The following is a 26,655-nucleotide window of genomic DNA, read 5'->3' on the forward strand; positions in this document are numbered from 1 at the left end:
AGAGATTGCAGTTTGCGATCTCTTTTATCATTCAATCAATAAAATTCAAATGGATTGGTTATGGGCGTAACAGTTGGTGCGAATGGACTTTCGATAGTTCATAAAGGCTCAGGTGGTGAAGCGAATGCAACGCTCCCAGATGTTTGTTTAACTAAGGTCGGCAAGCCAGTCGTTCCTATCCCTTATGGCAACAATGCTAAATCAGCAGACCTTGCAGGTGGGACTACGACAGTCTCTATGGATGGCGGTAACAGTGTCGCTATCAAGGGCAGTACGTTCTCAAAAAGTACCGGCGATGCGGGCGGTGACAGAAAAGGCGTTGCCTCAGGCACGATAGAAGCCGAAGCAAAATTCATTTCAGCTTCACCAACGGTTAAGTTTGAAGGTAAGGGCGTATGTCGCCTGTCCGATCAAATGACCATGAATAAAGCCAACACTGTGTGTCTTGGCGGCGCACAAAACCCATCGGTTTCTGTGAGTGAAGAGCAGGAAGGGACGTATACGCTGGATATAGAATGCAAATATCCAAATGGGCTCCCTTACTCTAATGCACAATTTTCTTTAGTCGAACCTTCAGGTGCTGTCATTGGGAGTGGAGTGCTGGATTCTAGCGGAAAAGCATCTGTTAATGGTCTCGCTCTAAAAGAATGCAAGTTAGTGCTCAGTGAAACTCAAGACTCTTACACCCCGAACCAATCTTTAGCTGAAAATATTGTGACGGAAACTTACCCTGATCCGAATGATTTTTGTACGTTTGTCGCAGGTCGCCGCTCACCATTTTGGGAAGATCGTGTTGGGGTTGCTAATGACTGGGGGATATTGATGTCCCCATCCTTCAGTGATGATGACTTTAAAGACATTGTGTTAGAGCAAAGCCGTATATCGTCTCCTTATGCGATTAGTCAAAATCACTCTAAAGACTTTTCTGATGCTTATGTTTCGGCACTTTATCACATCCAAACTGATACTACTGCGCTAGAGAAATATGAACCTTTAGTTGAACTGCTCTTGGAGCAAGTGCACGAAAATGGCGATATATTGAGAGTCTTATATCAAGCTGATGTGTTTGAGCCTCCCTATGAATTATTAGCGAAGCTTCGCTTTTTAGGGACTGGGAATACTGTGAAGTATTTGCAGTTTGTTTTATGGACGTTGATAAACAATCAAATCTGTTCATACATCGATGAGCTAAACAGTGAAATCATCGGTCGTTTAGATTTCATACAAAGCCAAGCTTCTGCAAGATCGTTGAGTTCTGTTGAAGAGGGTATAAACGGTTATAAAAAAGCACTTAACCACTTCAAACAAGCACTTCCTGACGTCATTAGCCAAATTTTCGAAACCAAAAATGACACCCTAATTTCTATATCGGCAATGGCCCTTGGGAGTACCGTTAACATAGCGAGCCAATCTAGCTTTGCTACTAATTTAGGTAGGGTTAATGCGGTGGTGTACACGAAGTCAAACAACTTGAACCGCCCATCATTTGTCACTTTTGACGATAACTTTTCTGACTAGGACATTTAAATCATGGATGCAGTTTTTCCGATAGCGCAACGAGAAGGTGACGCTTACTACACGCTCAGTGATTTTACGAAATTGTTTGATCAAGCTAAGAGCGGTCGTTATTTAATAGGACAAGGGTACGGTTGGCATAGTGGCATTCACTTAACATCAAAAATGTTACCGTGGGGGAAAGGGCTCAGACCTATTCAAGCGATGCTTGATGGAAAAATAGTGGCATTTCGCATAAATCCTGATTACCTAACATCAACGTACCAAGAGCAAGAGTTTAAGTATAGTAATAACTTTGTGCTTATCGAGCATGAGGCTGTAAACCCCGAAGATAATGAAGATGTATTTAAGTTCTATACACTTTATATGCACCTTGCGCCACCTTCAGATATTGGCGCCAATTCATCTATAACCACGCGTTACCGTTTACAAGAAGCGAGAAATGTACGCACTTTCAAACATAGTGATGTGCCTACTAATTCTGGTGAAAAAAAACAGTCGATGTCTAAAGGAACATTACTTGAATACCTGTATGCAGAAGAGAAGGAGACCCATCCATACCAGATCGACAAAAATACCTACAAAATGATAAAGTGCCGTGTGGTAGAGAATGGTAAATCGGCAAGTGGTAGCGAAAAAGCACTGTTAAACAAGATTGTTTGGTTTGCTTCGGGTCTCAATAGTGACTTTGACATTTTAGAAGATTCCTCTGCTGTCCTATCAGAACCAGTTTCAGAACCTAAATGGATGTCGGACAAGGCGGCAATGATTAGGGACGGTAGTGTGGTTTCTTTACTCCCACTCCTATTTAGAGAGGGGATAAAGGTTTCAGCTGGGGAAGATATCGGTTACATGGGACTGCATGAGTACAGTAACGATGCAATTGGAACTAAGAAAGAAGATAATCGTGTGCATATCGAGATGTTCTCTTTTGAGGAGCCGCCCGAATTTTTCAAAAAACAGATTTCTCCCAAAAATGCGGAAGAAAATCCACTTGTTGTTCTCGATGGGGCCGATAGTAGCGGTGCCGTTGATATGAGTAATTCGTTTATTCAGCAATTACTTGAATCTGTGACAGAAGATCAAGTAACGGACTTCTCCTCGTTCACTGCTCGCGATGCCAAAGTATACTTAGACGGTAAGCGTAAACACTTTGAGCGATTTATTGTGAAACATCCTACAGATTGGCATACAGAGTCGTCACAAAGTCTTTATGAATCAATCCATCAGACCGCAAAGGAAGCTCTAGATATTAAGTGCTCCGCTGGTTTTGTGACTATAGAGGACTACCGTAACTCCCCATGGCGCGATCAAGTGATGGATAGCTTTGATCTTTTCTCGCAATTCGAACTGGAAAGAGCAGATAAGTTCTCATGGATGCAAGATTTACAAGGTGATTTGCAACTAAGCGATGATAAGAGCCTTTGGCATTATTGGCCTTTTGTAGGAAATCACACCCAAAGTAAATGTTTCTGTAATCGTGATATTTCCAAGAGTTTTTTACTTGAAGTCTTAGGTGGAAAAGAAACTATTTTTGAGAACTCTCATTATGACAGTATGAGAAATGTTTCTTTAGATGAGTTATTAAATAGCTTGAATGACATGTTTAGGACGTATGAAATCGATGATTGTTTGAATAAAATCCACTTTCTGTCTCAAGCATTTCAAGAAAGTGATTTTTTCAAAACGACGGAAGAGTACTATTATAACGGGAAATATCCAGAGAAATGGAATAAGTACAGAGGTGGTGCATTCTATCATGGACGTGGTTTATTACAGATAACACATATAGAAAACTATGCTAAATACTTTGGTGTGAATACTAAAGATCTTACAAAAGAAATGATAGAAAGCGTTGCTAAAGATTTACACACGGCAGTAGATTCTTCAGGGTGGTTTTGGGTAAAAGGTAGTGCTTGGGGAGATATTCGTCCATTCGCTACCAAGAATGATCTATTTCGTGTAACGATCTCAGTAAATGGTGGTTACAATCATTTGTTAGAGAGAAAAAATAACTTATTAAAACTTTCAAAGTTGATTAATTGTAATTCAATATCCGATAACTATGACTTTAGTAAGTTTTATCTTAAGGATAGTTCAATGATCAATAAAAATTACTATAAAAGAAGTAAGAGTGTACATCACAAGCTGGAGTTAATGATAAATGAATAAAATGATTACATTTAGTTTAATCTTTTTATCAACATATTCTTTTGCGGAAAGCAGTATTACGCAAGAGCAAAAATTCACAGAGGCTGAGGGGCCTTTTTGTCAATATTCTCTAAAAGCAAATGGAACTTCATATGATTTTAGCTTTTTTGACTCATGTGGCACAAGCGATTTAATTAAATTGAATGAAGAGCTTTATTTGGTTGACTTGACTAATGGTAATATAAATAGCGAAGCATACTTTATTTTTGACACAGAAAAAAAAGAAGTTCCAAAAGAGATTGGTAGTTTGAACCTTAGTTATGACATTTACGATTATGGTTTTGATATTATCGATCATACATTATTGGACAGAGATAATGGTAAAATAATAAAAAACGCTAATAATAATTATACTGGCGTGTTGTCTTACATTTTCCAGAGAGATAATTTTAATATGAATATACCTAAAGATAGGATTTTGTATTGGAATAGAAATGGAGAAGAGAATTATTGTTCTTCTACAATAGTTTTTTCTGCTAATTATGACGAACATAGGCGAGATGTTTGCTGGAATAGTTTTTCATCAAGATATGAATATGTTGAGATTATTGAAGGTAGAGTAAGTTTAAGGATAAAGGGAGAGTTTGATGGAAGGCAGTTTAAGTTTGATAATAATGGTGAAGAACTGACGATTAATCCATATAATGGAAAGTATAGTACTAACAAAACCAACGAAAAATTCCCTGATGAAGACTATTTTAATATAAAGTGAATATATTGTTTTTATTTTTAATGTAGTTGAAATGCTTAAATTCAATGAAATTTATAAATCAATTGTGATGGTCGGGTTTTCATTTATTGTGTCGTTTTCAAATTTTGTAAGTGCAAGCTGCAACCAAAATTCTGTCATATTTACGTGTGATTTAGAAAATAAAGGTGGCAGTTTGAAAGCTTGCTTTAATCAAGCTGAGAATTCGATGTACTTCGTTGTTGACGAAAATGGGTTGAAAACAGTTTATGCCCCACGAAAGGGGAAGAGTTTAGATAACTATAAATGGATAGATATTTCTCTTGAAGAACCTGAATTCATTCCTTTGAAATTTGAAGTAAATGAAAACAAGAATGCGTACTTTTCATTGACTAGAGGTGGTGGACGGTTGAGTGTCGTTGCTAGCTTCGTTGACATGATTGAAGATGAAAATGCTGTTGAGTACTACTGTGAATTGGGAACTGAAACAGCTCTGGATCCCAACGTTAGATTAAAAATAAAACACGTAAAGCCTAATGACTTTGAAGCTTGGGGTTAAATAGCAATAGATTCCGGTGAGAGCCTAAATAAAATTCATTGTAATAAAAAGTTAGCTTTTCTAGAAAATCTACTCGAGACGTTTGGATAAGAAATGTTCAGATAAAAAGCGCCGAAAGGCGCTTTTTATTTTCTTTAAAATAAAGTATGGTCTCCCTCCTTTTAAAATGGTAAGTGTTGAATAATTATACAGTGGTTAGGTAAATGAATAAAATAACTAAACTCGCTTTGGCTTTGTCCGTATTGACATCTGTTGTTGGGTGTCAACTGGTCTCAAATACGCCGATGCAATCGACAGCAACGAAGGAAATAATTGAAAAAGCAAAGGCAGAGTTTGATGGACAACGTTTTTATAAGTTGAATGAATATGATGAAGAAATCAACGTTTCAGATGACGGGGTCATTACCTTCAAGTCTTACTTACCACGCAGTGGCGGCTATGAATGGGTACCAATTGTTATACGCGATACTAGTTTTCGTGTTTCTTGCGATTATTTCAGTGAATATGTTGAAGCTGGAATGGTTGTTCAGGTTCAGTTTGTAGGTAAACGCGGGCGCATTGAAAATTACGACAAGCAACGTTGTGAAGAGTACGGTGAGCCAACATGGCAATAAGATCTATGGATAATTAAAGCGCCGACAGGCGCTTTTTATTTACGTTTTAGTTAACCGTTAGAAAAGATGTAGACCAATCTTCGGAAGATTAGGCAAGCAATGCGTAGTATCTGGTCACAAGTTGGTATGAACTTGCCTTTTAGAAAACGCTAATAAAATCGCTAAACAGCTACATGATAATAGAACGACACCTAAGTTTTGTACTGTTCCAGCCATCGCTAATCCCGTCCCGATCATGATGTAGTACATGAGCCCAAATAAAGCGCCTGCGCTGCCAACCTGTTGTTTATAATTAACGAGTGCATCACTGAGTATGTTGGGTATCGCAATCCCGTAAGACATGACGACTAACACCATTGGAGCAACAAACCAGATTGATTGGTTCAGAATCAACACACCGACTGATCCAACGCTAATCAATATTGCTGAGAACCAAAGTAGCTGGCTTTTTTGAACATTTTTGGACACTAGGGATTTGTTTAAATAACTCCCAAGCAGAGTGCCTAACCCCAGTACCATGCCACTGTATCCAAATTGTTCGGAGTTATACCCAAGTGCTGAGAAAGTAAATGCGCCAAGCTGGTAATAAGAAAATAGAGCAATGTTATACAAAGCAAGCAGTAATCCTGAGCGCCAAATTCGCGCGTCTCTTACCATTTTCCAGCTAAGTTGATGCAACCGTACTGGTGTCTGTTCCTTCTGTGTTTCAGGAAGCTTAATAACGTTATAAGCGAACAATACTAACGCGATTAAAAACAAGGCAAAAAATACATAACGGTATCCACCAAGCGCTGTAAGCTGCCCGCCTAATAGCATGCCAACTACCGGGCTGATTGATATACCCATCCCCATTAAGCTGAAGACTTTACTCAGTTCTTGACCGTCAAACGCGTCACGAAGCATGGTCTGTGTGACAACGGATCCTACCGCGATACCAAATGCGCTTAGGGCTCGCGCGGCCATGACAACAGCAAAGCTTTCGGTTTGAGTTGCGAGTAAAGATGCGCAACCATAGATAAAGAGCCCAATAAGCATGGTGGGCCTTCTTCCCAGTTTATCTGCGAGAACTCCCCAAACTACAACGCCAATGGCAAAAGCTAGGAAGTAAATCGACAATGTTTGGGCTGCTTGTGCGTGGTTTACATCAAATGATAGAGCGATTGAGCTCAACGCTGGGCTATAGATGGTTTCTACAATTTGCGGAAACATCAACATAACCAGCATGAGCCATAAAGAGGGCTTAGTATTCATATTGTTACCCATCGTTAATGAAGTTGGCGGGCAGTATAAATGAGGCTATGATTGATCTAATAACAACATAAAAACCAAATACATCAATATTCGGACAAAATGGCGCTTATTAACGAAAAAACACAATTTGATGCAGACAAGATTACTAATTATGTAGTGGGAATTGCTGCGGATATTGGCAAGCACGACTCAGGTATGCATATGCACAAGAAAGGGCAGTTATTGTACGCACCTCAAGGTTGTATGAGTTTTGCTCTGGAAGACTCGATTTGTATTTTGCCACCGACAAAGGCGGTTTGGATCCCACCTAATACGCCGCATCGTGCACTAATGACGAATGTGGTGGCGTATCGATCTTTGTATTTTGATTGTGAGGAGTTTGCCTGTCCGAGTAAGATCGCGATGATAGAAGTGAATAATTTACTCCAAGCTCTTATTGATAAAATGTCATTTTGGGAGTGGGATAAGCCTAGCAGCGAGATGGTAAATACGACGGCGCTTTTTTGGGAGGAGTTTTATGCTGCGAAACGTTATTCGTTTCAGTTGCCTTTGCCATCGCATCGGCGCTTAACAACGTTTCGTCGAGAGTTGGTTGAACCTTCATTTCTAGCTCCTTCGCTTACTACTCTTGCAAGCAAAGTTGGGGCAAGCACCAAGACGGTAACACGATTATTTAAGTCGGAAACGGGTATGAATTATCAAGATTGGCGGCAACAGTGGAGGCTTTTAAAAGCAGTTGAATTGTTATCAACGGGCATGCCAGTCAGCGCAGTTGCCGATTGGCTGGAGTTTTCGTCAGACAGTGCATTTATTGCATTTTTCAAAAAGCAAACTGGACAAACACCTCTGACGTTTATGAAAACCAAGCCTTAAGAGTCAAAATGCTCACACTCTTTCTAGAACAACCCCCAGGTTCACAGGCTCAGCCTATAAAGCATACATAGACAGGTACCAACGTGCAGGTTACTTGTCTTTACTCTGCAGTTTGCGAAAGTATTGCGTGGTAAAATCAACAAAGGCTCGGATGCGTTTTGGTTGATGTCGGTCGTGATGATAAAGGAGTGAAAATTCCACACTCGGAATGCTCCAATTGGTAAACACTTCTTTTAGCTTGCCTGTCTGGAGTTCTTGTTGACAATAAAGTGCTGGCACACGGATGATGCCATTTCCCGCCAAGGCTGCTTTTATCATTACTCTGCCACTCTTACATCGTAACTGTCCACGTATCTGGTGTTCCGTTGACTGCTTTGTATTCGTGTTCTCAAATGCCCACCGTGTCACACTACCTGTCAAACAAACGTGTTTTTCTAAGTCCTTTGGATGCGAAGGATAGCCATATGTTTCTAAATAGTTTGGGCTTGCGTATGTCCCCATTTCCACATCGATCAGTTTGCGAGCGATAAAGTTGGAGTCGTCTAACTTTCCCATTCGAAAAGCGATATCGAATTCATCCGCGATTAAATCGACACGATGGCTACTAAAATCTAAGTTAATGCTCACTTGTGGGTGTTGGATTAGAAACTGAGCAACGATATCTGCGACAACGTCTTCTCCTAAATAGCCCCCCACACAGTTGATACGAATGTCACCTCTTAAGTCTTCTACATCATCAACCACTGCCATAACAGCTTGATCAATATTGTGAAGGGCAGTTTCACACTGTTTATACAGAACCTTGCCTGCTTCGGTGAGGTTCAGTGTTCGAGTGGTCCTTTGTAGCAAAGTGACACCAATCTGTTGCTCCAGATTTGTTATTTGACGTGAAACGTGTGAGCGAGAAACGCCAAGTTGCTCTGCTGCTTTCGTGAAGTTTCCTAGTTGAGCGATTAGGACGAAAGAGCGAATATCCGCAAGGTTGATGTGTGTTTGCATGATGATTTCTTCATAATTCAAAAAAGTATTGTTGCAGTATAACAACAGTGTTTCAACTAGGTCGGTATATATCAACAAACAAAGTTTTCTTAAACTTACCGCCACTGATGTAAACCGTTCGATTAAGGATTCAAAATGAAAAAGTTAATTGTTATTACAGGCGCTAGTTCAGGCATTGGTGAAGCGATTGCACGTCACTTCAGTGAACAGGGCCATGCTCTTCTTTTGTTAGCAAGACGTGTAGAACGTTTGGAAGCATTAAACTTACCAAATACGCTTTGTGAAAAGGTAGATGTGACCGACAAAGCTTCTTTTGAGGCTGCAATTGAGAAAGCTGAAGCGTTGTATGGTCCGGTAGATGCACTTGTAAATAACGCAGGCGTTATGCTTCTCGGTCAGATAGATACTCAGGAAGCATCGGAGTGGAAGCGCATGTTTGATGTGAACGTAATTGGTTTGCTCAATGGCATGCAGTCCGTCCTAGCACCTATGAAAGCACGTAACAGTGGTACGATCATTAACATCAGCTCTATCGCGGGCAAGAAAACATTCCCTGATCATGCTGCTTATTGCGGTACCAAATTTGCGGTTCATGCTATTTCTGAAAACGTACGTGAAGAAGTTGCGTCATCGAATGTTCGCGTTACGACGATTGCACCTGGTGCAGTGGAAACGGAATTACTTTCACATACAACGTCTCAAGATATTAAAGATGGTTATGACGCCTGGAAGGTGGATATGGGCGGCGTGTTGGCAGCAGACGACATTGCACGAGCAGTGCTGTTTGCTTATCAGCAACCGCAAGGTGTATGTGTTCGTGAAATTGCTTTGGCACCGACAAAACAACAACCTTAACATTGAGTTACGGCGATTTTAGGTCACTAAAGCCGTAAAACTTTGCATATCGATTCGTGATTGAGATGGCATCTTTAAACTAAGTTGCGTGAAAATTTAGGTCATCCATTTAAATCCGGACACTAAGTGTGTTATTGCTTATACCCAAGTTACTCAAGGTGAGAAAAAACTTTGAGTAATTTGGGTTTTTATTTGGTCTCAATTTTAGGTAGCGGAATTTATTTAGGTCGAAGGCGATAGTTGTGAAGAAAGGAGAGTGTGACGTAAAACAAAATGAAGCAATATCCGTCTCTTAATGAGAATTTATTTCATCAACGTCACAAGCCGTTACAATTATCCGTTAGGTATTATACTTTGTGGATGGTTAATATTTAACCAAACAAGGAGGTGTGTATGAAACGATTCGCAAACATACTTTTTGCAACACAAGGATTGCCAGGCCATAGTGACGCCCTCGAACAAGCGATGAGGATTGCATCTAGCAACAAAGTGCCTGTCTCAGGGCTAATAGCGTGTCCTGATTTCCCAACAGACATGATCCAGTATCAGCAAAGTTATGAGCAATCGCTGCAAGACTCCCTCAAACAAAGTATTCACGAATACAGACAGAAGCTGGGACTCTCTGAAGAGGATCTCGCATTTCCTCTTACTGTGAAAAGCAGTGAAAAGCCCGCTGTCTGTATTATTCAAGAAGCATTAGCTGATAACAAAGATCTCATCATCAAAGAAGCTGAACCGCTCGGTGAAGGTGCTGAGGGTTTCAAAGCTATTGATATGACTCTGTTACGAAAATGCCCTTGTCCGCTTTGGTTGCACCGACCAATTGATAAGCCAAGAGATAAGCGCCGTGTTGCTGTGGCTATCGACCCATTAACGGCAAGCGATGAACAGCACTCATTAGCCGTGCGTTTACTCGAATTATCGCGTTCGATAGCCGACACCTGCGATAGTCGTTTACACGTGATTTCTTGCTGGGAGTATTACTTAGAAAACTACCTTAATGGTAACGCTTGGATTCAAGTCGATGATGCTGAGTTGAAACATGAACTCGACAAAGCAAAAGCCGATCATAAACAAGCTCTGCAACAGCTGTTGGAGGAGTCTGGGATTACAGGTGAAATTGTGATTCACCACCTGCATGGAAAACCCGACGAAAAGATTCCAGATTACGTAGAGAGTATTGAGGTAGACGTGCTGGTAATGGGAACCTTAGCGAGAACTGGTATATCTGGCTATGTCATTGGTAATACGGCTGAAAATATTTTGCAATCGATTAACTGTAGTTTGGTCGCTCTTAAGCCCGATGGCTTTGTCTCACCGATTCAGTAATTGGGGTGTAACAAAGTTGGGTTTAAGTGATGTTTTAGGTAAAGGAGGGAGATGGATCTCTAGAACATGGAATTATCAATGTATCAATAAGTTATCAGAGGAGAGTGACATGAAAAACCTATGCCCGAAATGCCACACAGAAATGATAGAACGTTCGAATGTTTATGTTTGTCCGAGAAATGATATCGGTGACTGCACCTACGATGCATTCGAGTTAGCTGATGACGATAATCCATATACATTCAGCCAAGAACACGTAAGTAGTGACCTACGTTCTTATGCCGTAGCAGACAGCAAATAGCGGTTTGTATAGGCGTTCCTCTAAGTAGCACTCAGTGATTACTGTTTGCTACTTTTCCCTTGGTTTCATGATCGTTTTTGAAGCGCTTGGGTTAAAACAATACAGTGGAGTTTGTCATTTGCGCCGAATAGGGCGTACCTTCTTATAATAACGAATGGGCTGCGATGTTGAATAACATAACGGGTAAAGAAAACCTGCCGAAAAACCTAGATAATCAGTTGGTCTTACTGATTTTCCCTGCGCTGCCAGTTTTAATCTTCTCTTTTCTCTTCTATATCTATACTCCTGCAGGCGTGAGCTGGAATGCGGAATGGATACCAAGCCTCGATATCAACCTTAGCTTTAGATTAGATGGTCTTTCATTTCTTTTTGCGGGACTGATCAGTGGGATTGGCGCACTGATTCAAATCTACGCTTTGGCTTATTTACGAGAAAGTGATAGCCGGTTTTCCTTTCATTTGTATCTAACCCTATTCATGCTTGCCATGCTAGGGATTGTGATGAGCGATAACATTCTGTTGTTATTTGTTTTCTGGGAACTCACCACCATCACTTCTTATTTACTGATCGGGTTTAATCACGAAAATAAAACGTCTCGGAAAAACGCCTTGCAGTCGCTGATTGTTACTGGTGCTGGTGGACTAGCGTTGCTAGCTGGTCTTATCTTGCTGGGAGCAATGGCAGGGAGTTATGAGTTAAATACCATTATCGAGCAGGCAGACACTATTGCGCAGCATGAATGGTTTATCCCATCTCTAGTACTCATACTACTCGGTGCATTTACTAAATCTGCGCAATTCCCGTTTCATTTTTGGCTACCTAACGCGATGGCAGCTCCCACTCCGGTCAGTGCGTATTTACACTCGGCAACAATGGTAAAGGCAGGCATTTACCTATTAGCACGTTTATCGCCAGTTTATGCCCACAGCGAGATCTGGTTTTATGCTTTAGTCATCACTGGGAGTATCACGGCCATTTGGTGCACATTTGTCGCATTAAAACAAACTGACTTGAAGCTGATGCTAGCCTACAGCACGAATGTTGCTTTGGGTAAATTAACATTATTACTAGGTATGGGCACAGATTTGGCCGTTAGTGCAGTATTGATGTTTATTCTCGCTCACTCTTTCTATAAAGCTGCGCTGTTTATGGTGGTGGGTAATATCGACAAAGCGACAGGAACACGAGATATTGATCAATTGTACGGCCTGAAGTCAGTTCTCGTCATCAGCATGGTTGCGGGGAGTTTGGCTGCATTGTCTAAAGCGGGGTTCCCGCCGTTGTTAGGCTTTTTGAGCAAAGAATACATGTACAAGTCCGCAGTAGAGCTCAATAACTGGATCGCCTTTGTACTTTTAATCGTGAATATACTGATGGTCGCGCTAACCATTATGCTTATTGCGAGACCATTCTTTGCTCGCCGTGATCTCGTGCCGATTGAAACTAAGCCAGTTGAGACAAAAAAAGCCATGTGGATCTCGCCTTTGCTCTTGGCAGTTGGCAGCCTCCTAGTTCCGTTATTCGGTTTGAATTGGTTAGATCGCAATATTATTTTTCCGGGCTCTACTGACATTCTGCCCACAGCAACTCTTAAAGAGACATCACTATGGCATGGCGTGAATGTACCGTTAGTGTTAAGCGTTATTACGCTAGCGTTGGGGTATGTGGTGTACCGTGTTTATCCTACTGTGTCTGCATTTTTTCAGCGGCTACATCTATTCGTCCCCAAAGCGGAGAATATTTTTGAACGACTATTAGATGGCATGATGACAGTGGCGAAGTGGCAAACGGCGCGGTTACAGCAAAAGAAATTGAGTCGCTATGTCCTATTATTTTTCACGGTACTTGCCGTTGCGTTACTGAGTCAGGTAGCGCTTATTCCTCTGCCTTTTGTTGGCGAACTTTCAAGTGTCACTTTCTATGAGATTGGTATTGCCTTATTGTTGATTGGTGCTGCGCTCGTATGTACGTTGTCCCACGCAAGACTTCTTGCGATTTCTGCGCTTGGTATGATTGGCTTCATGACCACGCTTGTTTTTATGATTTATAGCGCCCCGGACGTTGCGAAGACTTTACTGTTAGTGGAAACATTAATGGTGGTCTTTCTTGCATTGTTAATGCGTCATATGCCACGTCTAACCACCGTGCCTAAGCATTCAATAAAACGTAAAGTAGCGAATATTTGCATAGCAGGTGTGATAGGTGTTTCGGTTACTTTACTTTTGTTAGGAATCACGTCTCAGCCGATGGACTCTTCGGTGTCAGATTTCTTTGCAGAAAACAGTGTCCCGGGTGGACATGGGCGAAACATTGTTAACGTTATTCTGGTCGACTTTCGCGCATTTGATACATTGGGAGAAGTTGTTGTCGTTGTTATTGCAGGGATTGCTGCAGTGAGTTTGCTTAAGACAAGAGCGAAAAAGCAAAATCGTATCCAATCATTAATTTTTGCAACCACGGCACACATTGTTTCGGCACTCATGCTCGTATTTTCAGTGTATCTGTTGTTACGTGGTCATAACGAACCGGGTGGTGGCTTTATTGGTGCGTTGATTGCCGTTATTGGTTTATCACTTCTCATGTTCGCGGAATCACCGAAATACGTTCGTTCTAGGTTGTATTTCAAACCGTTTCTCATTGCGTTATCTGGCATCGCATTGAGCTTAGTTTCTGGTGCTTTGAGCTTTGCGTTTGATAAACCGTTTTTGACCGGACTGTGGTGGAAAGACGTGATACCACTAGGGACGCCATTGGTTTTTGATGTTGGTGTTTACCTTGCCGTTATAGGTGGCGTGATGGGTATGCTGCTTCGTATTAATGAGGAGCTAGAGTGATGGAAATAGTCTGGAGTGTTGTCGTTGGAGTATTTGTCGCAGCAGGTGTTTATTTAATGCTTGAAAAGCATATCTTGCGCCTTTTGTTCGGCATCATGTTACTCAGTAGTGCGGTTAACCTTGCTATTTTTACCGCTGGAAGGCTGACGCCCGGAGAGCCGCCATTGATTGGCGATAATGCTCTTTTACCACCAGATAGCGCGGCAAATCCTTTACCTCAAGCGCTTATCTTAACTGCGATAGTCATCGGTTTTGGACTACTTATTTTTGCTTTAATGCTGTTCTATCGAGCTTATAAAGACACTGGAACTGCAAACGTCGATGAAATGCAACGTTCTGAGGAGGGTCAATGAGTTCGATTTTGCTTACGTTACCGGTTGTTCTCTCGCTGAGTACGGCGTTGACTATCTTCTTCGTCCGTCGCTCAACAAAAAGTGTTGAGTGGTTGAGCGGTGTAAGTGCGATTTCGAACCTTTTCGTTGCGGGCTTTCTCACAGAAAACATCATAAGTAATGGTATTCAAGCCGTTGCTTTTGGTCAGTGGAGTGCGCCATTTGGTATCGTGTTTGTCGCAGATTACCTCAGCGTTGCTATGGTGATGATCACGGCGGTGATTGGTGCGATATGTGTTTTCTACGCGATGGCGGACCTTCACCGAAAGCCCTCCTATAGCAATTACCATGCGTTAATGCACGTGTTGCTTGCTGGCGTTTATGGTGCTTTCCTGACTGGAGATATTTTTAATCTGTATGTTTGGTTTGAGGTCATGCTCATTTCATCATTTGGTTTAATGGTGTTAGATGCAACGAAAACTCAAGTTGATGGTGCAGTAAAGTACGTGATGTTGAACCTGATTTCGACGCTGGTATTTTTGCTTGCTATCGGTTTATTGTATGGAGCAACGGGCACCTTGAACTTGGCCGATCTCTACACCAAAGTAGGGGAAAATGAATTGAGCATCAACATGATGCTGTCCGCGCTATTTTTGTTTGCCTTTTCTATTAAAGCGGCACTCTTTCCTTTATTTGCTTGGTTGCCAGCTTCTTATCACACGTTACCAAGCGGTGTGGTGGCACTGTTTGCCGCGTTGCTTACTAAAGTCGGTGTATACGCGTTGATAAGAGTCTTTACCTTGGTATTTCCGCTCGCCGAGAGTGGTTGGCAACCGACGTTAATTTGGGTCGCAGGGCTAACCATGTTAACGGGCGTTTTAGGAGCGGCTAGCCAATTCGACATTAAGAAAATTCTTTCTTTTCATATTATTAGCCAAATAGGCTATATGATCATGGGGTTGGCTATTTACACTCCCTTAGCTTTAGCCGGTGCCATTTTCTACATTGTTCATCACATCATTGTAAAAGCGAATTTGTTCTTAATAGGTGGATTCATCGAGCGCAAATATGGCTCTAGTCAACTTGAACATTTGGGTGGGGTATACAAAGCTATGCCTTGGTTAGCGTTCTTGTTTCTTGTCCCTGCGTTTTCTCTGGCCGGTTTCCCACCGCTATCGGGTTTCTGGGGAAAGCTATTGGTCATCAAGTCGAGCATACAGGCTGAGTATTACTGGTTAGCAGGTACCGCGTTATTGGTGGGGTTGCTTACTGTCTACTCGATGACGAAAATTTGGAGTGAGGCATTTTGGAAAAAGCCATTTAGAGAGAAGCCAGAACAGACTCTGCAGGCCAAAGTACATTGGTTGTACTGCGTTCCAATTATTGTATTGACAACGTTGACGCTAATCATTGGCTTAGTGGCGGAGCCTTTTTATCAATTTTCCGTTCAAGCTGCAGAACAACTGTTAAATCCGACTGAATACATCAGAGTGGTGTTAGGAGGAAATGCATGATCTATCTATTCCTCAATTTTTTCTTAGCGTTAGCGTGGATGATGCTTAATGGCAGCTATTCGAGTCTGAATTTTGTTGTCGGATTTACGGTCGGCTTTTTTGCTTTAAGGTTGAGTCAACCATTTGGATTGAAAACGAGCTATTTTCAACGTTTTGCATCTGCATTGAAGTTATTGGTGTACTTCGCTTATGAAATGGTTATATCGGTTGCGAAAGTGGTGTGGGACGTCGTGACACCTACTCATTTGAGTCAGCCTGATATCGTTTATGTCCCTCTGGAGGTCGATTCTGACCTAGAAATCACATTACTGGCGAACATGGTTTCTTTAACACCGGGTACGCTTAGTTTGGATGTTACGGCTGATAAAAAGTATCTTATCGTTCATGCCATGTTTGCACCTGAACATGAAGAGGTTATTCGCGGAATTAAAGATGGGTTAGAGCATCGAATTTTGGAGGTGACGCGTGGATAGTTGGCTGCAAATAACGGTCACTTTTGCCTATTCTGGACTACTACTCAGCTTTGTTATGGCTTTTGCTCGTTTAATTCTAGGACCAACGCTAGCTGATCGAGTTGTGGCGTTAGATCTGATTTCATTTATCACTATCGGATTTATTACGGTCTACACCTTAGACAGCGGTGAGGACGCTCTGTTAGACATCGCCATTACATTAGGTTTGGTCGCATTTCTCGGCACGATCGCATTTGCACGTTTGATCGTTAAAAGAAAGGAGAAAGAATAATGGACGTGTTGATTGGACTATTTTTATGCTTAGGAACATTGTTGACCTTGGTTGCAAGTCTAGGTGTCCTGAGGCTTCCTGATTTGTATACCCGAATGCATGCAGCGACCAAAGCTGGAACTGTTGGAGTGAGCTGCTTGTTATTAGCGGTCGCTTTCTCACTCCCTGAAGTTACCGTGATCTCTCGGGTTATCGGTACGATGTTGTTTATCGTTCTCACTGCGCCAGTCGCCTCCCACCTGCTCGGCAGAGCAATGCGAGAGGTCGGATATAAGATTTGGCGCAATGATTAACCATTAGCGTCGAATAGTACTACGCCCTAGTTGAAATAAACTCGAAGCTGTATTGATGAAGTCGGAAGTAATTGACGGTATATTCAAATGCACGACCATCTTCTAGGTAACCAGTGGACTCAACTTTTAGAATAGGGGAAGCTTCTGTTTCATTCAGGTATGAGGCCGTCTCTGCATCTAACAAATACGGTTTGACAGACTGACAGCTTTTCGCAATTTTCAATCTTTTGCTATTTTCAATGTACTCATATTTAGAACCATTCATTATGGCTATGCTCAAGTCTGGAAATAACATTGCTGGCATATGAGTGACTTCGTAAATTTCAGGCTCATCATTAATACACCTAAGTCTATGTATTTCATATGTATCATCATTGGGCGAGAGATTTAACTGCTTAGCAACCTGCTCATTCGGCTTTTTAAGTTCGAACTTTATGACTTGAGAGCTAGGTGTTTTCCCTTGTTTACTGACTTCCTCGATAAAACCCAGCAAATGTAAGGCATCATGTTGGGCTTTTAGATCGTTTACATAAGTTCCACTACCTCTTGTCCGACTAATTAAATTATTGTCGACCAGAATTTGTAAGCTTTTTCTGATGGTTACGCGGCTTACGGAAAACTCTTCTTGCAAATCACTCTCTTTTGGAAGCATCGATTTAGGTTGTAGTTCCCCATCTTTGATCTTTTTTTCTAATCGTTCCGCAATGTCTATGTATTTGGGTTTCATAATACCTCGCTAAGTCTTGGATCATGATAGCAAGAATGTGATCTGAGATGTAGTTAATACTTTTCCTTAGGATCTTTGTGTGATTTTTATCTCGTATCTATGTGCTTACACTTTAAATGTATCATAAAAGTATTAATACTTATTTTATACATTTGCAGGATAAACATTTGAGGTAGCGAAATGAAACGTCAAAAATTAACGATTGTTGGTGCTGGCAGTACATACACACTTGGTATGATGAACAGCCTTATTGCCGAAAAAGATAACTTTCCACTCGCAAAAGTCGTGTTTTACGACATAGATGAGAAACGCCAAGAATCGAATGCATTAGCTACTGAAATTCTATTGCGAGAACACTATCCAGAAGTTGAAGAGTTTGTTTATACAACGGATAAATCTGTCGCATTCGCAGATTCGGACTTTTTCTTTATCCAGATCCGCACTGGTGGGTTGGCCATGCGCGAGCGCGATGAACAAATCCCGCTATCCAACTCTTGTGTTGGGCAAGAGACATGTGGCGCGGGAGGAATGGCATATGGACTTCGCTCTATCGGCGATATGATCCAGCTAGTGAACGAGATCCGACAAACGTGTCCAGATGCGTGGATTCTTAATTACACCAACCCGGCGGCAATTGTCGCTGAAGCTTTAAATCGTGAATTTCCGCATGATAAGCGAATTCTAAATATTTGTGATATGCCAGCAGCGATTATGGTCAGCTATGCGCAATTGTTAGGGTGTGAAATTTGGGACTTTGTTCCTGAATATTTTGGGCTTAATCACTATGGCTGGTTTACCAAAATTCGTAATAAACAGGGTGAAGACTTAACGGATAAAATTAAAAATATCATCCTAAAAGAAGGGATCAGTGCGGTTGATGCGGAAATAGCGGATGACCCATCGTGGCAAGCCACATTCAAAAACATGAGAACAATGCTTGCTGATAATCCAGAGTTTTTGCCGAATACGTATCTTCAATACTATTTGTACCCTGAAAAAATGGTAGCGAAAGAGGATATCAATAATACTCGCGCAAGGCAGGTAATTAACGGCCGTGAGAAACGAGTGTTTGAATTGAACGCAAGAATAATTGAAGCGGGCACCACGAAGCACGAAACACTGCATGCCGATATCCATGGTCGATACATGGTGAGAGTCGCGGCTTCGCTAGCCTACAACTTGAGCGATGTGTATCTCGTCATCGTACCGAATAATGGTGCTATTACAAATTTACAAAATGACGCCATGGTAGAAGTTCCAGCTGCGCTAACTAGTGATGGACCGAAAGCTTTTACTGTAGGAAAAATCCCAACCTTCCAAAAAGCCATGATTGAGAGCCAACTTGGTTACGAGAAATTAGTCGTGGATGCTTGGTACGAAGGAAGTCAGCAAAAGCTGATTAATGCACTCACACTTAACCGTACCGTGGTTAATGTGCCAAAAGCTAAAGAAATAACAAAACAATTACTAGAAGAAAATAAAGCCTACCTTCCTCAATTTTTTCAATAACAACTGGACGTTCGGGGCCTACTTGTAGGCTCCGTGAATGAAACAAGAGGTTTATATGAAAGACATTATTCAAAGGTTCGGAGCCGCGATGTTTGTACCCGTTCTATTATTTCCAGCAGCGGGCATGTTATTGGGTTTCTCTGTTGTGCTGTTAAATCAAGAAGTGTTTCCTTGGGCACTAGAGGGGAGTGCTTGGGTTAAAGTCTCGACGATCATTTTACAGGCATCACTCGCTGTATTTAAAAATATGGCACTTATTTTTGCCGTTGGGTTACCTATCGCTTTAGCTAAAAAAGCATCTGGTCGCGCTGTACTTGCAACACTTGTTTCCTACATTACGTATAACTACGTTATTGGTGGAATCCTTCAATTTTGGGGGCCAGAACTGGGAGTTAACTATACGGAAGGTGAGCGAGGTTTGACTGAAGTTGGTGGCATTCTAACGCTTGATACCAACTTGCTAGGTGCGATTTTAATTGCAAGTCTCTCTGTTTGGGTTCACAACCGATTCTTTGATAAAAAGCTACCGGATTGGGCGGCTGTATTTGGCGGAACGCCATTGGTTGTGATCATTAGCTTCCCAATTATGGTCGTGATGGCAATTCTAACTTGTTTGACTTGGCCAAGTATTCAGCATGGTATTAATAATCTGCAATCATTTTTGGTTTCTGCTGGATCGTTAGGGGTATGGCTATTTACGTTTTTAGAGCGAATCATGATACCAACGGGGTTGCATCATTTCGTATATGGTCCCGTTTTTTATGGGCCAGTTGCAGTCGATGGCGGAACGGTTGCCTATTGGATTCAAAATATACAGACATTCGCCCAGAGCTCGGAAAGTTTAACGACACAATTTCCTCAGGGTGGTTTGATGTTGACGGGAATGGGTAAAGTGTTTGGTTGTACGGGTATCGCACTAGCACTCTATTCAGTTGCGAAAAAAGAAAATAAAAAGATGGTGATGGGGTTAGTGCTCGGAGCCGCAATCACAGCAATTCTTACAGGGATCACCGAACCAATAGAGTTTACATTCTTATTTATCGCACCTGCGCTGTTTGCTTTGCATGCGTTGTTATCTGCGACAATGGCAACGATCGCCTTTATGTTTGGTGTTTCCGGTAACTTTCAGACTGGCTTGATAGACTTCATTTTCCAAAACTGGTTGCCTTTGGCTGGTAACCATGCGGGAACATACGTGATTCAGATTATTATTGGTCTCATGTTTACTGGTGTTTACTTTGTTACGTTTCGCGCGCTTATTTTAAAATACAACATACTTACTCCGGGACGTGAAGGTGCAGATAGTAAGTTGTATTCAAAAGCTGACTACAAAGAAGCGAAAGAGGTCCATAACAGTAGCGCAAGTCCGTCACAAGCTAGTGCCTTTATTGAAGGTTTGGGTGGAAAAGAAAACATTGAATTGTTAACTAATTGCGCGACGCGTCTGCGTGTTAAAGTTAAAGATGTCTCTCTTGTAAAGGAGAACGCATTTTTCACACAGCACGGAGCGGTGAATATTGTTAGAAATCAAGAGAGCCTTCAAATCATCGTTGGTTTAACGGTGCCACAAGTTCGCGAAGATATGAGCCAACTGATAAAAGCTTAACCCCCAACTAATGCTCCCGCTCATATGGCTCAAAGGTGAGATAGAATTATCTCACCTTTTTTGTGTACATGAAGCATATTTCGCTCAGTTTCCACGAAAGTGGGGAGGAGTTATCGAGCGAGCTAAAATATAGTTAGGTTATACCCGTCTGTATTGTTGGAAGACTTGTTGAGTCTCTAAGTGACAGTGGCACCACTTTCTATGTTGAACAGCGTTTTAATTTCTTCCAGCACTTCTGGGTTAGCAATAGCACCAATGTTTTTTACAGCTTGTCCGTTTACCAATTGTTTCACTGCTAGCTCAACCAATTTGCCTGAGCGCGTTTTAGGAATATCACTGATAGCAAAAATTTGTCGTGGGACATGGCGCGGTGAACATTTTGTTTTCAATGTTTGGCGAATTGAATCGGTGAGTTGTTGGGTTAACTCGACGTTGTGAGCGAGTTTTACTAGTAACCAGATTTCTTCAGACTGCTGGTTTAACTTGCCGACAGCGATGGAGTCTTCAACCTCGGGTAACGCGTTCACTTGTTGATAGATTTCAGCGGTACCGATTCGTACGCCGCCTGGATTTAAGGTTGCGTCACTACGGCCATAAAAAATAAAGCCGTCATGTTCGGTTTGCATCACATCGTCGCCATGGTGCCAGATATCGGTAAACTTGCTCCAATAAGCGTTGTGATAACGTTCGCCGTTGTCGTTCCAGAAACCAATAGGGAAGTTAGGTAGTGAGTTATTACAAGTCAGTTCGCCACGTTTTTGCGTAATAGTATGTCCATCATCCTCTAGAACACGTGCGTCGATTCCCAGCCCTGCGCCTTGGCATTCACCTTTGTAAACTGGTGAGATTGGGTTTCCAAGTACAAAGCATCCGCAAATATCTGTGCCGCCAGCAATAGAAGCGAGATGCAAGTCCTGCTTGATGTGCTGATAGACATAATTAAATTGTTCTGGGTAAAGCACCGAACCAGTTGAGCACAGAGTTTTGAGTGACTTCAAGTTATGTTCTAGTTTTGGAGAGCAGTTCGCATGTTCCAGTGCCTCTAAGTATTTCGCTGAAGTACCAAACAGCGACACGTTATGTTCTTCTGCTAATCGCCATAAGACGGAGTGATCAGGATAAACCGGACTACCGTCGTAAATCACTAAGGTTGCTCCACTCGCAAGAGCGGAAACATGCCAGTTCCACATCATCCAACCACATGTTGTGTAGTAGAAAACCTTGTCTTGCGATTTGATGTCGCAATGCAGTTGATGTTCTTTGAGGTGATTGAGCAAGGTACCGCCTGCGGAATGGACAATACACTTAGGTTGACCTGTTGTACCAGAAGAATACAAAATGAATAACGGGTCATTAAACAGCGTTGGTTGATATTGAATTGATTGTGGAGAAAAGTGGTGAGTAATATCGGACCAAGAAACAAACTCAGAAGTGCTAGCACTCTCAGCGTTTTGTAAATATTCGATTTGGCATACGCTAATAGTAGTCTCTTCGGAGGCACTGCTTAACTTACTACTAAGAGTGGTGTTCTTGTCCGTCATATCGAAAGCTTTGCCTCCGAACTGGTAGCCATCACAGCAAAAAAGAACTTTCGGTTTGACCTGACCAAAACGCTCTACGACGCTATCGATACCAAAATCAGGAGAGGTTGAAGTCCAAATGGCACCAAGACTGGTGGTGGCCAGCATGGCAATAACGGTTTCAGGAAGGTAGGGCAAATAACCCGCAACGACATCGCCTTTACCGACACCACAATTGAGTAGCCATTGTTGAATGGCGGAAACTTGTTCAAGCAACTGTTTACCGGTGAGTTGTCGGTGTTCACCGCTTTCATTGCTAAAAACAATAAACTCGCGCTCTGGTGATTGTTCAGCCTGAGATAGGAGGTTCTCTGCGTAGTTCAGCGTGGCGTCAGCAAACCATACTGTGTCTCTATTTACATGGTGATGATTAGAACCTGTTTGTGTCCATTTGGGACTGCCAAGGCTCTTGATTTGCGAACCCATATCTCCGATTACGTTGCAAAACTGCCAAGTATGTCGCCAAAATTCATCATTGTGCTCAATGGACCACTGGTGTAGAGACGTGTAATTGTTGATTACGGTACCTTCGGCTTTGTCTTTATTAACCTTTTCGATGAACCGTAATAAGTTGCTATTGCTGACGCGCTCAGCAGATGGTGACCAAATAGGTGCAGAATTTGGCATAGGTCCCTCTAATTTCAATTCTTTTGAATATGACCAAAAAACAAAATAAAGGGGCGAACATAGCAGTGTTCGCCCCTTATCTGATCGTTTAAAGTTGTTCGGCAAGCTGAGGTAGTACCTCAAATAAATCACCAACCAATCCATAGTCGGCAACTTCAAAGATAGGAGATTCTGGATCTTTGTTGATCGCGACAATCACTTTGGATTCCTTCATTCCTGCAAGATGCTGGATGGCACCGGAAATCCCAACCGCTATATAAAGCTTAGGTGCAACGATTTTACCGGTTTGACCCACTTGTAAGTCGTTGGCAACAAACCCGGCATCAACCGCCGCGCGAGAAGCGCCAATGGCAGCACCTAGTTTATCGGCAACTTGTTCGATCAACGCGAAGTTCTCTTTGCTACCGACCCCGCGTCCACCTGACACAACCACCTCTGCCGCGCTTAATTCAGGACGTTCTGACACGGTTTTATCGACAGAAACCAATTCAACCATTGGAGCTGAGATAGTGACCTGCTGATGCTTAATATCAGCTTGGTTGTGACAAGTAACCGGCTCAAACGCAGACGCGCGCACGGTGATGACGCGAACCTTGTCGCTGGTGGTCACTTTGGCAAATGCGTTTCCTGCGTAAATAGGGCGGATAAAAGTGTTTTCATCGATAACTTGGACAATATCGGAAATTTGCCCAACGCCGAACTTCGCTGCTACTCGCGGTGCAAGATCTTTCCCTTTTGATGATGAGCTAGCCCAGATTGCGTCAAAACCTTCAGCAACACTCACTACAATAGGTGCGATACTCTCGGCAAATTGATGCTTAAGTTGCTCATCATCGACACAAATTACGTTTGATATACCATCAACGCGACAAGCTTGTTGAGCGACTTCTTCACACTGGTGGCCCACTACGATCAAAACATTGTCTTGGCTGACTTGTTTTGCTGCATTAACCACTTTGAGTGTGTCCGCATGCAATTGGTTATTGTCATGCTCTGCTATGATTAGGTTCTTCATGAAATCACCTTCGCTTCGTTACGCAGCTTATCGAGAAGCTCTGAGACAGATTCAACCTTGATGCCACCTTTTCTTTGCGCTGGCGGTGTGATTTCTTGAATGGTTTGGCTAAATACCACTTCAACACCCAGACTGTCAGGTGTGATGGTATCTAACGGCTTGCGCTTAGCTTTCATGATATTAGGCAAAGAGGCAAAACGCGGTTCATTCAGGCGTAAGTCAGTACTGATCACCGCAGGTAAGTTCATCGCGACCGTCATCAAGCCGCCGTCCACTTCTCTCACGACCTGAACTTTTTGATCTTCAATCTTCACGTCGGAAGCGAAAGTTGCTTGAGGCCAGTCAAGTAGGGCGGCCAGCATCTGAGCCACTTGGTTGTTGTCCGTATCAATGGATTGTTTACCCGTAATCACAAGCTGTGCTTGTTCTTGCTCAACTAGAGCTTTGAGCAGCTTAGCAACAACTAATGGCTCTATTTTGTCTTCAGTATCGACATGAATAGCGCGATCGGCGCCTAATGCAAGCGCGGTACGTAGTTGCTCCTGACACTGGCTACCGCCAGCACTGACAACGATGACTTCATCTGCAATACCTTGCTCCTTTAGTCGTACGGCTTCTTCAACGGCTATTTCGCAAAATGGATTAATCGTCATCTTGACGTTATTGGTTTCAACATCGCTATGGTCCGCTTTCACGCGAACTTTAACGTAGGGATCAATGACCCTTTTGATTGGCACTAGTATTTTCACGTTAGATTCCTTTTACAGTGAAGACTATGTGTTTACAGTGAAGACGATGTGATGACGTCTTTAAAATGATGTTAATTTACCTTTACGTTTGCGTCAACTTTAAATATATTGTTGATTAACAAATTGGCAACATGCAAAGAAAAAGGAATGCAATCATGGAAAGAGACTGCATGGAATTTGATGTTCTGATTGTAGGCGCTGGTCCCGCAGGTTTGTCTGCGGCATGCCGAATCAAACAATTAGCAGCAGAAAAAAAACAAGACCTCTCTGTTTGCGTGGTAGAAAAAGGTTCTGAAGTTGGAGCGCATATTTTATCGGGTGCGGTGTTTGAAACGCGGAGTTTGGATGAGCTTTTTCCCGACTGGGAAGAGAAAGGCGCTCCGCTCAATACCAAAGTAAACCAAGATAAAACCTACTATCTAGGCAATGACATCAATGGTCATGAACTGCCGTCTTGGGCGGTGCCTAATACGTTACATAACAAAGGTAATTACATCATAAGTTTGGGCAGTCTATGCCGATGGATGGCGTTGCAGGCTGAGAACTTGGGGGTGGAGGTCTACCCAGGTTTTACCGCCAGTCAAGCGATCATCGATGAAGATAGTCGTGTTTGTGGCGTGATCACGGGCGATATGGGATTAGATAAAAATGGTGAACAAAAAGGAAATTTCGAACCTGGTATTGAACTGCGAGCGAAGTTTACTTTATTTGCTGAAGGCGCACGGGGGCATATTGGTAAGCAGTTGATTAACCGATTTAATCTTGCTGAAGAGAAAACGCCTCAACACTACGCTATCGGTTTTAAAGAGCTGTGGGAAATCCCATCAGAGCAGCATCAGCAAGGTTTAGTAGTGCACGGATTAGGTTGGCCGTTATCAAATGAAGCTACAGGTGGCAGTTATCTCTACCATTTAGAGGGAAACCAAGTTGCCGTCGGGTTGATTGTTGACTTGAATTATAAGAATCCGCACTTGAGTCCATTTGATGAGTTTCAACGTTTTAAACACCACCCGTTGATTGAGCAATACCTCAAAAATGGGAAGCGTATTAGCTATGGCGCGAGAGCGATTACCAAGGGCGGCTTTCATTCGCTTCCCACGCAGCAGTTTGCTGGTGGCTTGTTAATTGGCTGTGATGCAGGAACACTTAACGGCGCTAAAATCAAAGGCACACACACCGCAATAAAATCTGGAATGCTTGCCGCTGAAGCAGTATGTGAAGCCCTTGAGAGTCAGTCAGTTACTGCTGATTATCAAAAGCATTTCAAACAGTCTTGGCTGTATGAAGAGCTTTATCAAGCACGTAACTTCTCAAGTGGAATCCACCGCTTTGGATCGTGGCTGGGCGGTGGTTTAGCGCTGCTGGAACATAACGTGTTAAAAGGTAAAGCTAAGTGGCATATCCGCTGTGATAAGCCTGATCATCAGTCTCTGTTATTGGCGGAAAACAGCAATGAAATTGTCTATCCGAAGCCTGACGGTGTGTTAAGTTTCGATCGCCTTTCTTCTGTTTATCTATCCAATATCTTCCATGAGGAAGATCAGCCGTGCCACTTACGTTTGGCGAACCAGCGCATTCCCATCGAGCAGAATCTTGAGTTATATGCAGAGCCAGCACAGCGCTATTGCCCGGCTGGCGTTTATGAAATCGTACAGGGGGAGGAGCAGCCAGAGCTGCAAATAAATGCGGCCAACTGTATCCACTGTAAGACCTGCGACATCAAAGATCCAAGTCAAAATATTACCTGGACTCCGCCAGAAGGTGGTGGTGGTCCGAACTATCCAAATATGTAAGCGTTTGAGAATAATTTTTATTAACAATTTATTTACTTAAAGTTTGCGTTAGTTCAAATCTTTCTCGATGAACTCGATTGCAACTTAATCTTTCAGGCACTATTCTGATTTTAAATTGACGTTTACGTAAACTGAAT

At 42.3% G+C, this 26,655-nt stretch carries 23 protein-coding genes and 1 pseudogene; 18 read left to right on the forward strand and 6 right to left on the reverse strand.

What is annotated here, in order from left to right:
- Positions 1–60: 60 nt before the first annotated feature.
- From R8269_RS26665 to R8269_RS02080, 5 genes and pseudogenes are all read left to right on the forward strand, one after another.
- Positions 61–508 (forward strand): annotated as a pseudogene (locus R8269_RS26665) (DUF4150 domain-containing protein); the annotation flags it as partial.
- Positions 509–1,530: 1,022 nt separating this feature from the next.
- On the forward strand, positions 1,531–3,687 hold the full coding sequence (locus tag R8269_RS02065; protein WP_005386124.1) for a hypothetical protein: 2,157 nt from the start codon (positions 1,531–1,533) through the stop codon (positions 3,685–3,687).
- Positions 3,680–4,438, forward strand: a complete 759-nt coding sequence (locus R8269_RS02070; protein WP_005373345.1) for a hypothetical protein — start codon at positions 3,680–3,682, stop codon at positions 4,436–4,438. The genes R8269_RS02065 and R8269_RS02070 overlap by 8 nt, the downstream gene beginning before the upstream one ends.
- Positions 4,439–4,469: 31 nt before the next feature.
- The gene (locus R8269_RS02075; RefSeq protein ID WP_225491566.1) at positions 4,470–4,973 is read left to right on the forward strand and encodes a hypothetical protein; all 504 of its coding nucleotides are present in this window, start codon (positions 4,470–4,472) and stop codon (positions 4,971–4,973) included.
- A gap of 203 nt (positions 4,974–5,176) precedes the next feature.
- On the forward strand, positions 5,177–5,587 hold the full coding sequence (locus R8269_RS02080; protein ID WP_054577796.1) for a hypothetical protein: 411 nt from the start codon (positions 5,177–5,179) through the stop codon (positions 5,585–5,587).
- A gap of 114 nt (positions 5,588–5,701) precedes the next feature.
- On the opposite strand, the gene R8269_RS02085 is transcribed toward R8269_RS02080, so the two are convergent.
- Positions 5,702–6,838 (reverse strand): multidrug effflux MFS transporter, encoded by a 1,137-nt coding sequence (locus R8269_RS02085; protein ID WP_215810342.1) that lies wholly within the window; start codon positions 6,836–6,838, stop codon positions 5,702–5,704.
- Between the two features lie 99 nt (positions 6,839–6,937).
- Here R8269_RS02085 and R8269_RS02090 point away from each other — a divergent pair, with 99 nt between their 5' ends.
- The gene (locus tag R8269_RS02090) at positions 6,938–7,711 is read left to right on the forward strand and encodes an AraC family transcriptional regulator (protein WP_017820362.1); all 774 of its coding nucleotides are present in this window, start codon (positions 6,938–6,940) and stop codon (positions 7,709–7,711) included.
- A gap of 90 nt (positions 7,712–7,801) precedes the next feature.
- Here the strand turns inward: R8269_RS02090 and R8269_RS02095 are convergent, their stop codons facing one another.
- Positions 7,802–8,710 (reverse strand): LysR family transcriptional regulator, encoded by a 909-nt coding sequence (locus R8269_RS02095; protein ID WP_005373334.1) that lies wholly within the window; start codon positions 8,708–8,710, stop codon positions 7,802–7,804.
- Between the two features lie 135 nt (positions 8,711–8,845).
- On the opposite strand from R8269_RS02095, the gene R8269_RS02100 reads away from it, so the two are divergent.
- The 9 genes from R8269_RS02100 (at position 8,846) to mnhG (ending at position 16,912) form a co-directional block, all read left to right on the forward strand.
- A complete protein-coding gene (locus tag R8269_RS02100) occupies positions 8,846–9,565 on the forward strand; it encodes an SDR family oxidoreductase (RefSeq protein ID WP_005373333.1) in 720 nt (239 codons plus the stop codon).
- Positions 9,566–9,958: 393 nt separating this feature from the next.
- On the forward strand, positions 9,959–10,894 hold the full coding sequence (locus R8269_RS02105) for a universal stress protein (RefSeq protein ID WP_005373330.1): 936 nt from the start codon (positions 9,959–9,961) through the stop codon (positions 10,892–10,894).
- 109 nt (positions 10,895–11,003) lie between these two features.
- The gene (locus R8269_RS02110; protein WP_005373328.1) at positions 11,004–11,195 is read left to right on the forward strand and encodes a hypothetical protein; all 192 of its coding nucleotides are present in this window, start codon (positions 11,004–11,006) and stop codon (positions 11,193–11,195) included.
- A gap of 164 nt (positions 11,196–11,359) precedes the next feature.
- Complete coding sequence (gene mbhE, locus R8269_RS02115; protein ID WP_215810343.1) at positions 11,360–14,029, forward strand: hydrogen gas-evolving membrane-bound hydrogenase subunit E; 2,670 nt, start codon at positions 11,360–11,362, stop codon at positions 14,027–14,029.
- On the forward strand, positions 14,029–14,382 hold the full coding sequence (locus tag R8269_RS02120) for a Na+/H+ antiporter subunit C (protein WP_017633704.1): 354 nt from the start codon (positions 14,029–14,031) through the stop codon (positions 14,380–14,382). The genes mbhE and R8269_RS02120 overlap by 1 nt, the downstream gene beginning before the upstream one ends.
- The gene (locus R8269_RS02125; protein ID WP_053349220.1) at positions 14,379–15,875 is read left to right on the forward strand and encodes a Na+/H+ antiporter subunit D; all 1,497 of its coding nucleotides are present in this window, start codon (positions 14,379–14,381) and stop codon (positions 15,873–15,875) included. The genes R8269_RS02120 and R8269_RS02125 overlap by 4 nt, the downstream gene beginning before the upstream one ends.
- Entirely contained in the window at positions 15,872–16,348 is a 477-nt protein-coding gene (locus R8269_RS02130; protein WP_005373320.1) for a Na+/H+ antiporter subunit E, read from the forward strand. Before R8269_RS02125 ends, R8269_RS02130 begins: the two co-directional genes overlap by 4 nt.
- Positions 16,341–16,619, forward strand: a complete 279-nt coding sequence (locus R8269_RS02135; protein WP_005373317.1) for a cation:proton antiporter — start codon at positions 16,341–16,343, stop codon at positions 16,617–16,619. The genes R8269_RS02130 and R8269_RS02135 overlap by 8 nt, the downstream gene beginning before the upstream one ends.
- Complete coding sequence (mnhG, locus tag R8269_RS02140) at positions 16,619–16,912, forward strand: monovalent cation/H(+) antiporter subunit G (protein ID WP_005373314.1); 294 nt, start codon at positions 16,619–16,621, stop codon at positions 16,910–16,912. The genes R8269_RS02135 and mnhG overlap by 1 nt, the downstream gene beginning before the upstream one ends.
- 19 nt (positions 16,913–16,931) lie before the next feature.
- Here mnhG and R8269_RS02145 read toward each other — a convergent pair whose 3' ends face one another.
- On the reverse strand, positions 16,932–17,639 hold the full coding sequence (locus R8269_RS02145; protein ID WP_182015876.1) for a GntR family transcriptional regulator: 708 nt from the start codon (positions 17,637–17,639) through the stop codon (positions 16,932–16,934).
- 180 nt (positions 17,640–17,819) lie between these two features.
- On the opposite strand from R8269_RS02145, the gene R8269_RS02150 reads away from it, so the two are divergent.
- Complete coding sequence (locus tag R8269_RS02150; RefSeq protein ID WP_005373308.1) at positions 17,820–19,148, forward strand: 6-phospho-alpha-glucosidase; 1,329 nt, start codon at positions 17,820–17,822, stop codon at positions 19,146–19,148.
- A gap of 55 nt (positions 19,149–19,203) precedes the next feature.
- Positions 19,204–20,754: an alpha-glucoside-specific PTS transporter subunit IIBC gene (locus R8269_RS02155; protein WP_215810345.1), complete on the forward strand. Its 1,551-nt coding sequence runs from the start codon at positions 19,204–19,206 to the stop codon at positions 20,752–20,754.
- A gap of 176 nt (positions 20,755–20,930) precedes the next feature.
- On the opposite strand, the gene R8269_RS02160 is transcribed toward R8269_RS02155, so the two are convergent.
- From R8269_RS02160 to R8269_RS02170, 3 genes are all read right to left on the reverse strand, one after another.
- Entirely contained in the window at positions 20,931–22,961 is a 2,031-nt protein-coding gene (locus R8269_RS02160; protein ID WP_053304705.1) for an acetoacetate--CoA ligase, read from the reverse strand.
- An 88-nt stretch (positions 22,962–23,049) separates the two neighbouring features.
- Positions 23,050–23,976, reverse strand: coding sequence for an electron transfer flavoprotein subunit alpha/FixB family protein (locus R8269_RS02165; protein ID WP_005373301.1), 927 nt, complete (start codon positions 23,974–23,976; stop codon positions 23,050–23,052).
- A complete protein-coding gene (locus R8269_RS02170) occupies positions 23,973–24,725 on the reverse strand; it encodes an electron transfer flavoprotein subunit beta/FixA family protein (protein ID WP_042523555.1) in 753 nt (250 codons plus the stop codon). The genes R8269_RS02165 and R8269_RS02170 overlap by 4 nt, the downstream gene beginning before the upstream one ends.
- Positions 24,726–24,880: 155 nt before the next feature.
- Here R8269_RS02170 and R8269_RS02175 point away from each other — a divergent pair, with 155 nt between their 5' ends.
- Positions 24,881–26,518 (forward strand): electron transfer flavoprotein-ubiquinone oxidoreductase, encoded by a 1,638-nt coding sequence (locus R8269_RS02175; protein ID WP_318222438.1) that lies wholly within the window; start codon positions 24,881–24,883, stop codon positions 26,516–26,518.
- The last annotated feature ends 137 nt before the right edge of the window (positions 26,519–26,655 follow it).

The organism is Vibrio sp. Vb0667 (assembly GCF_033391095.1).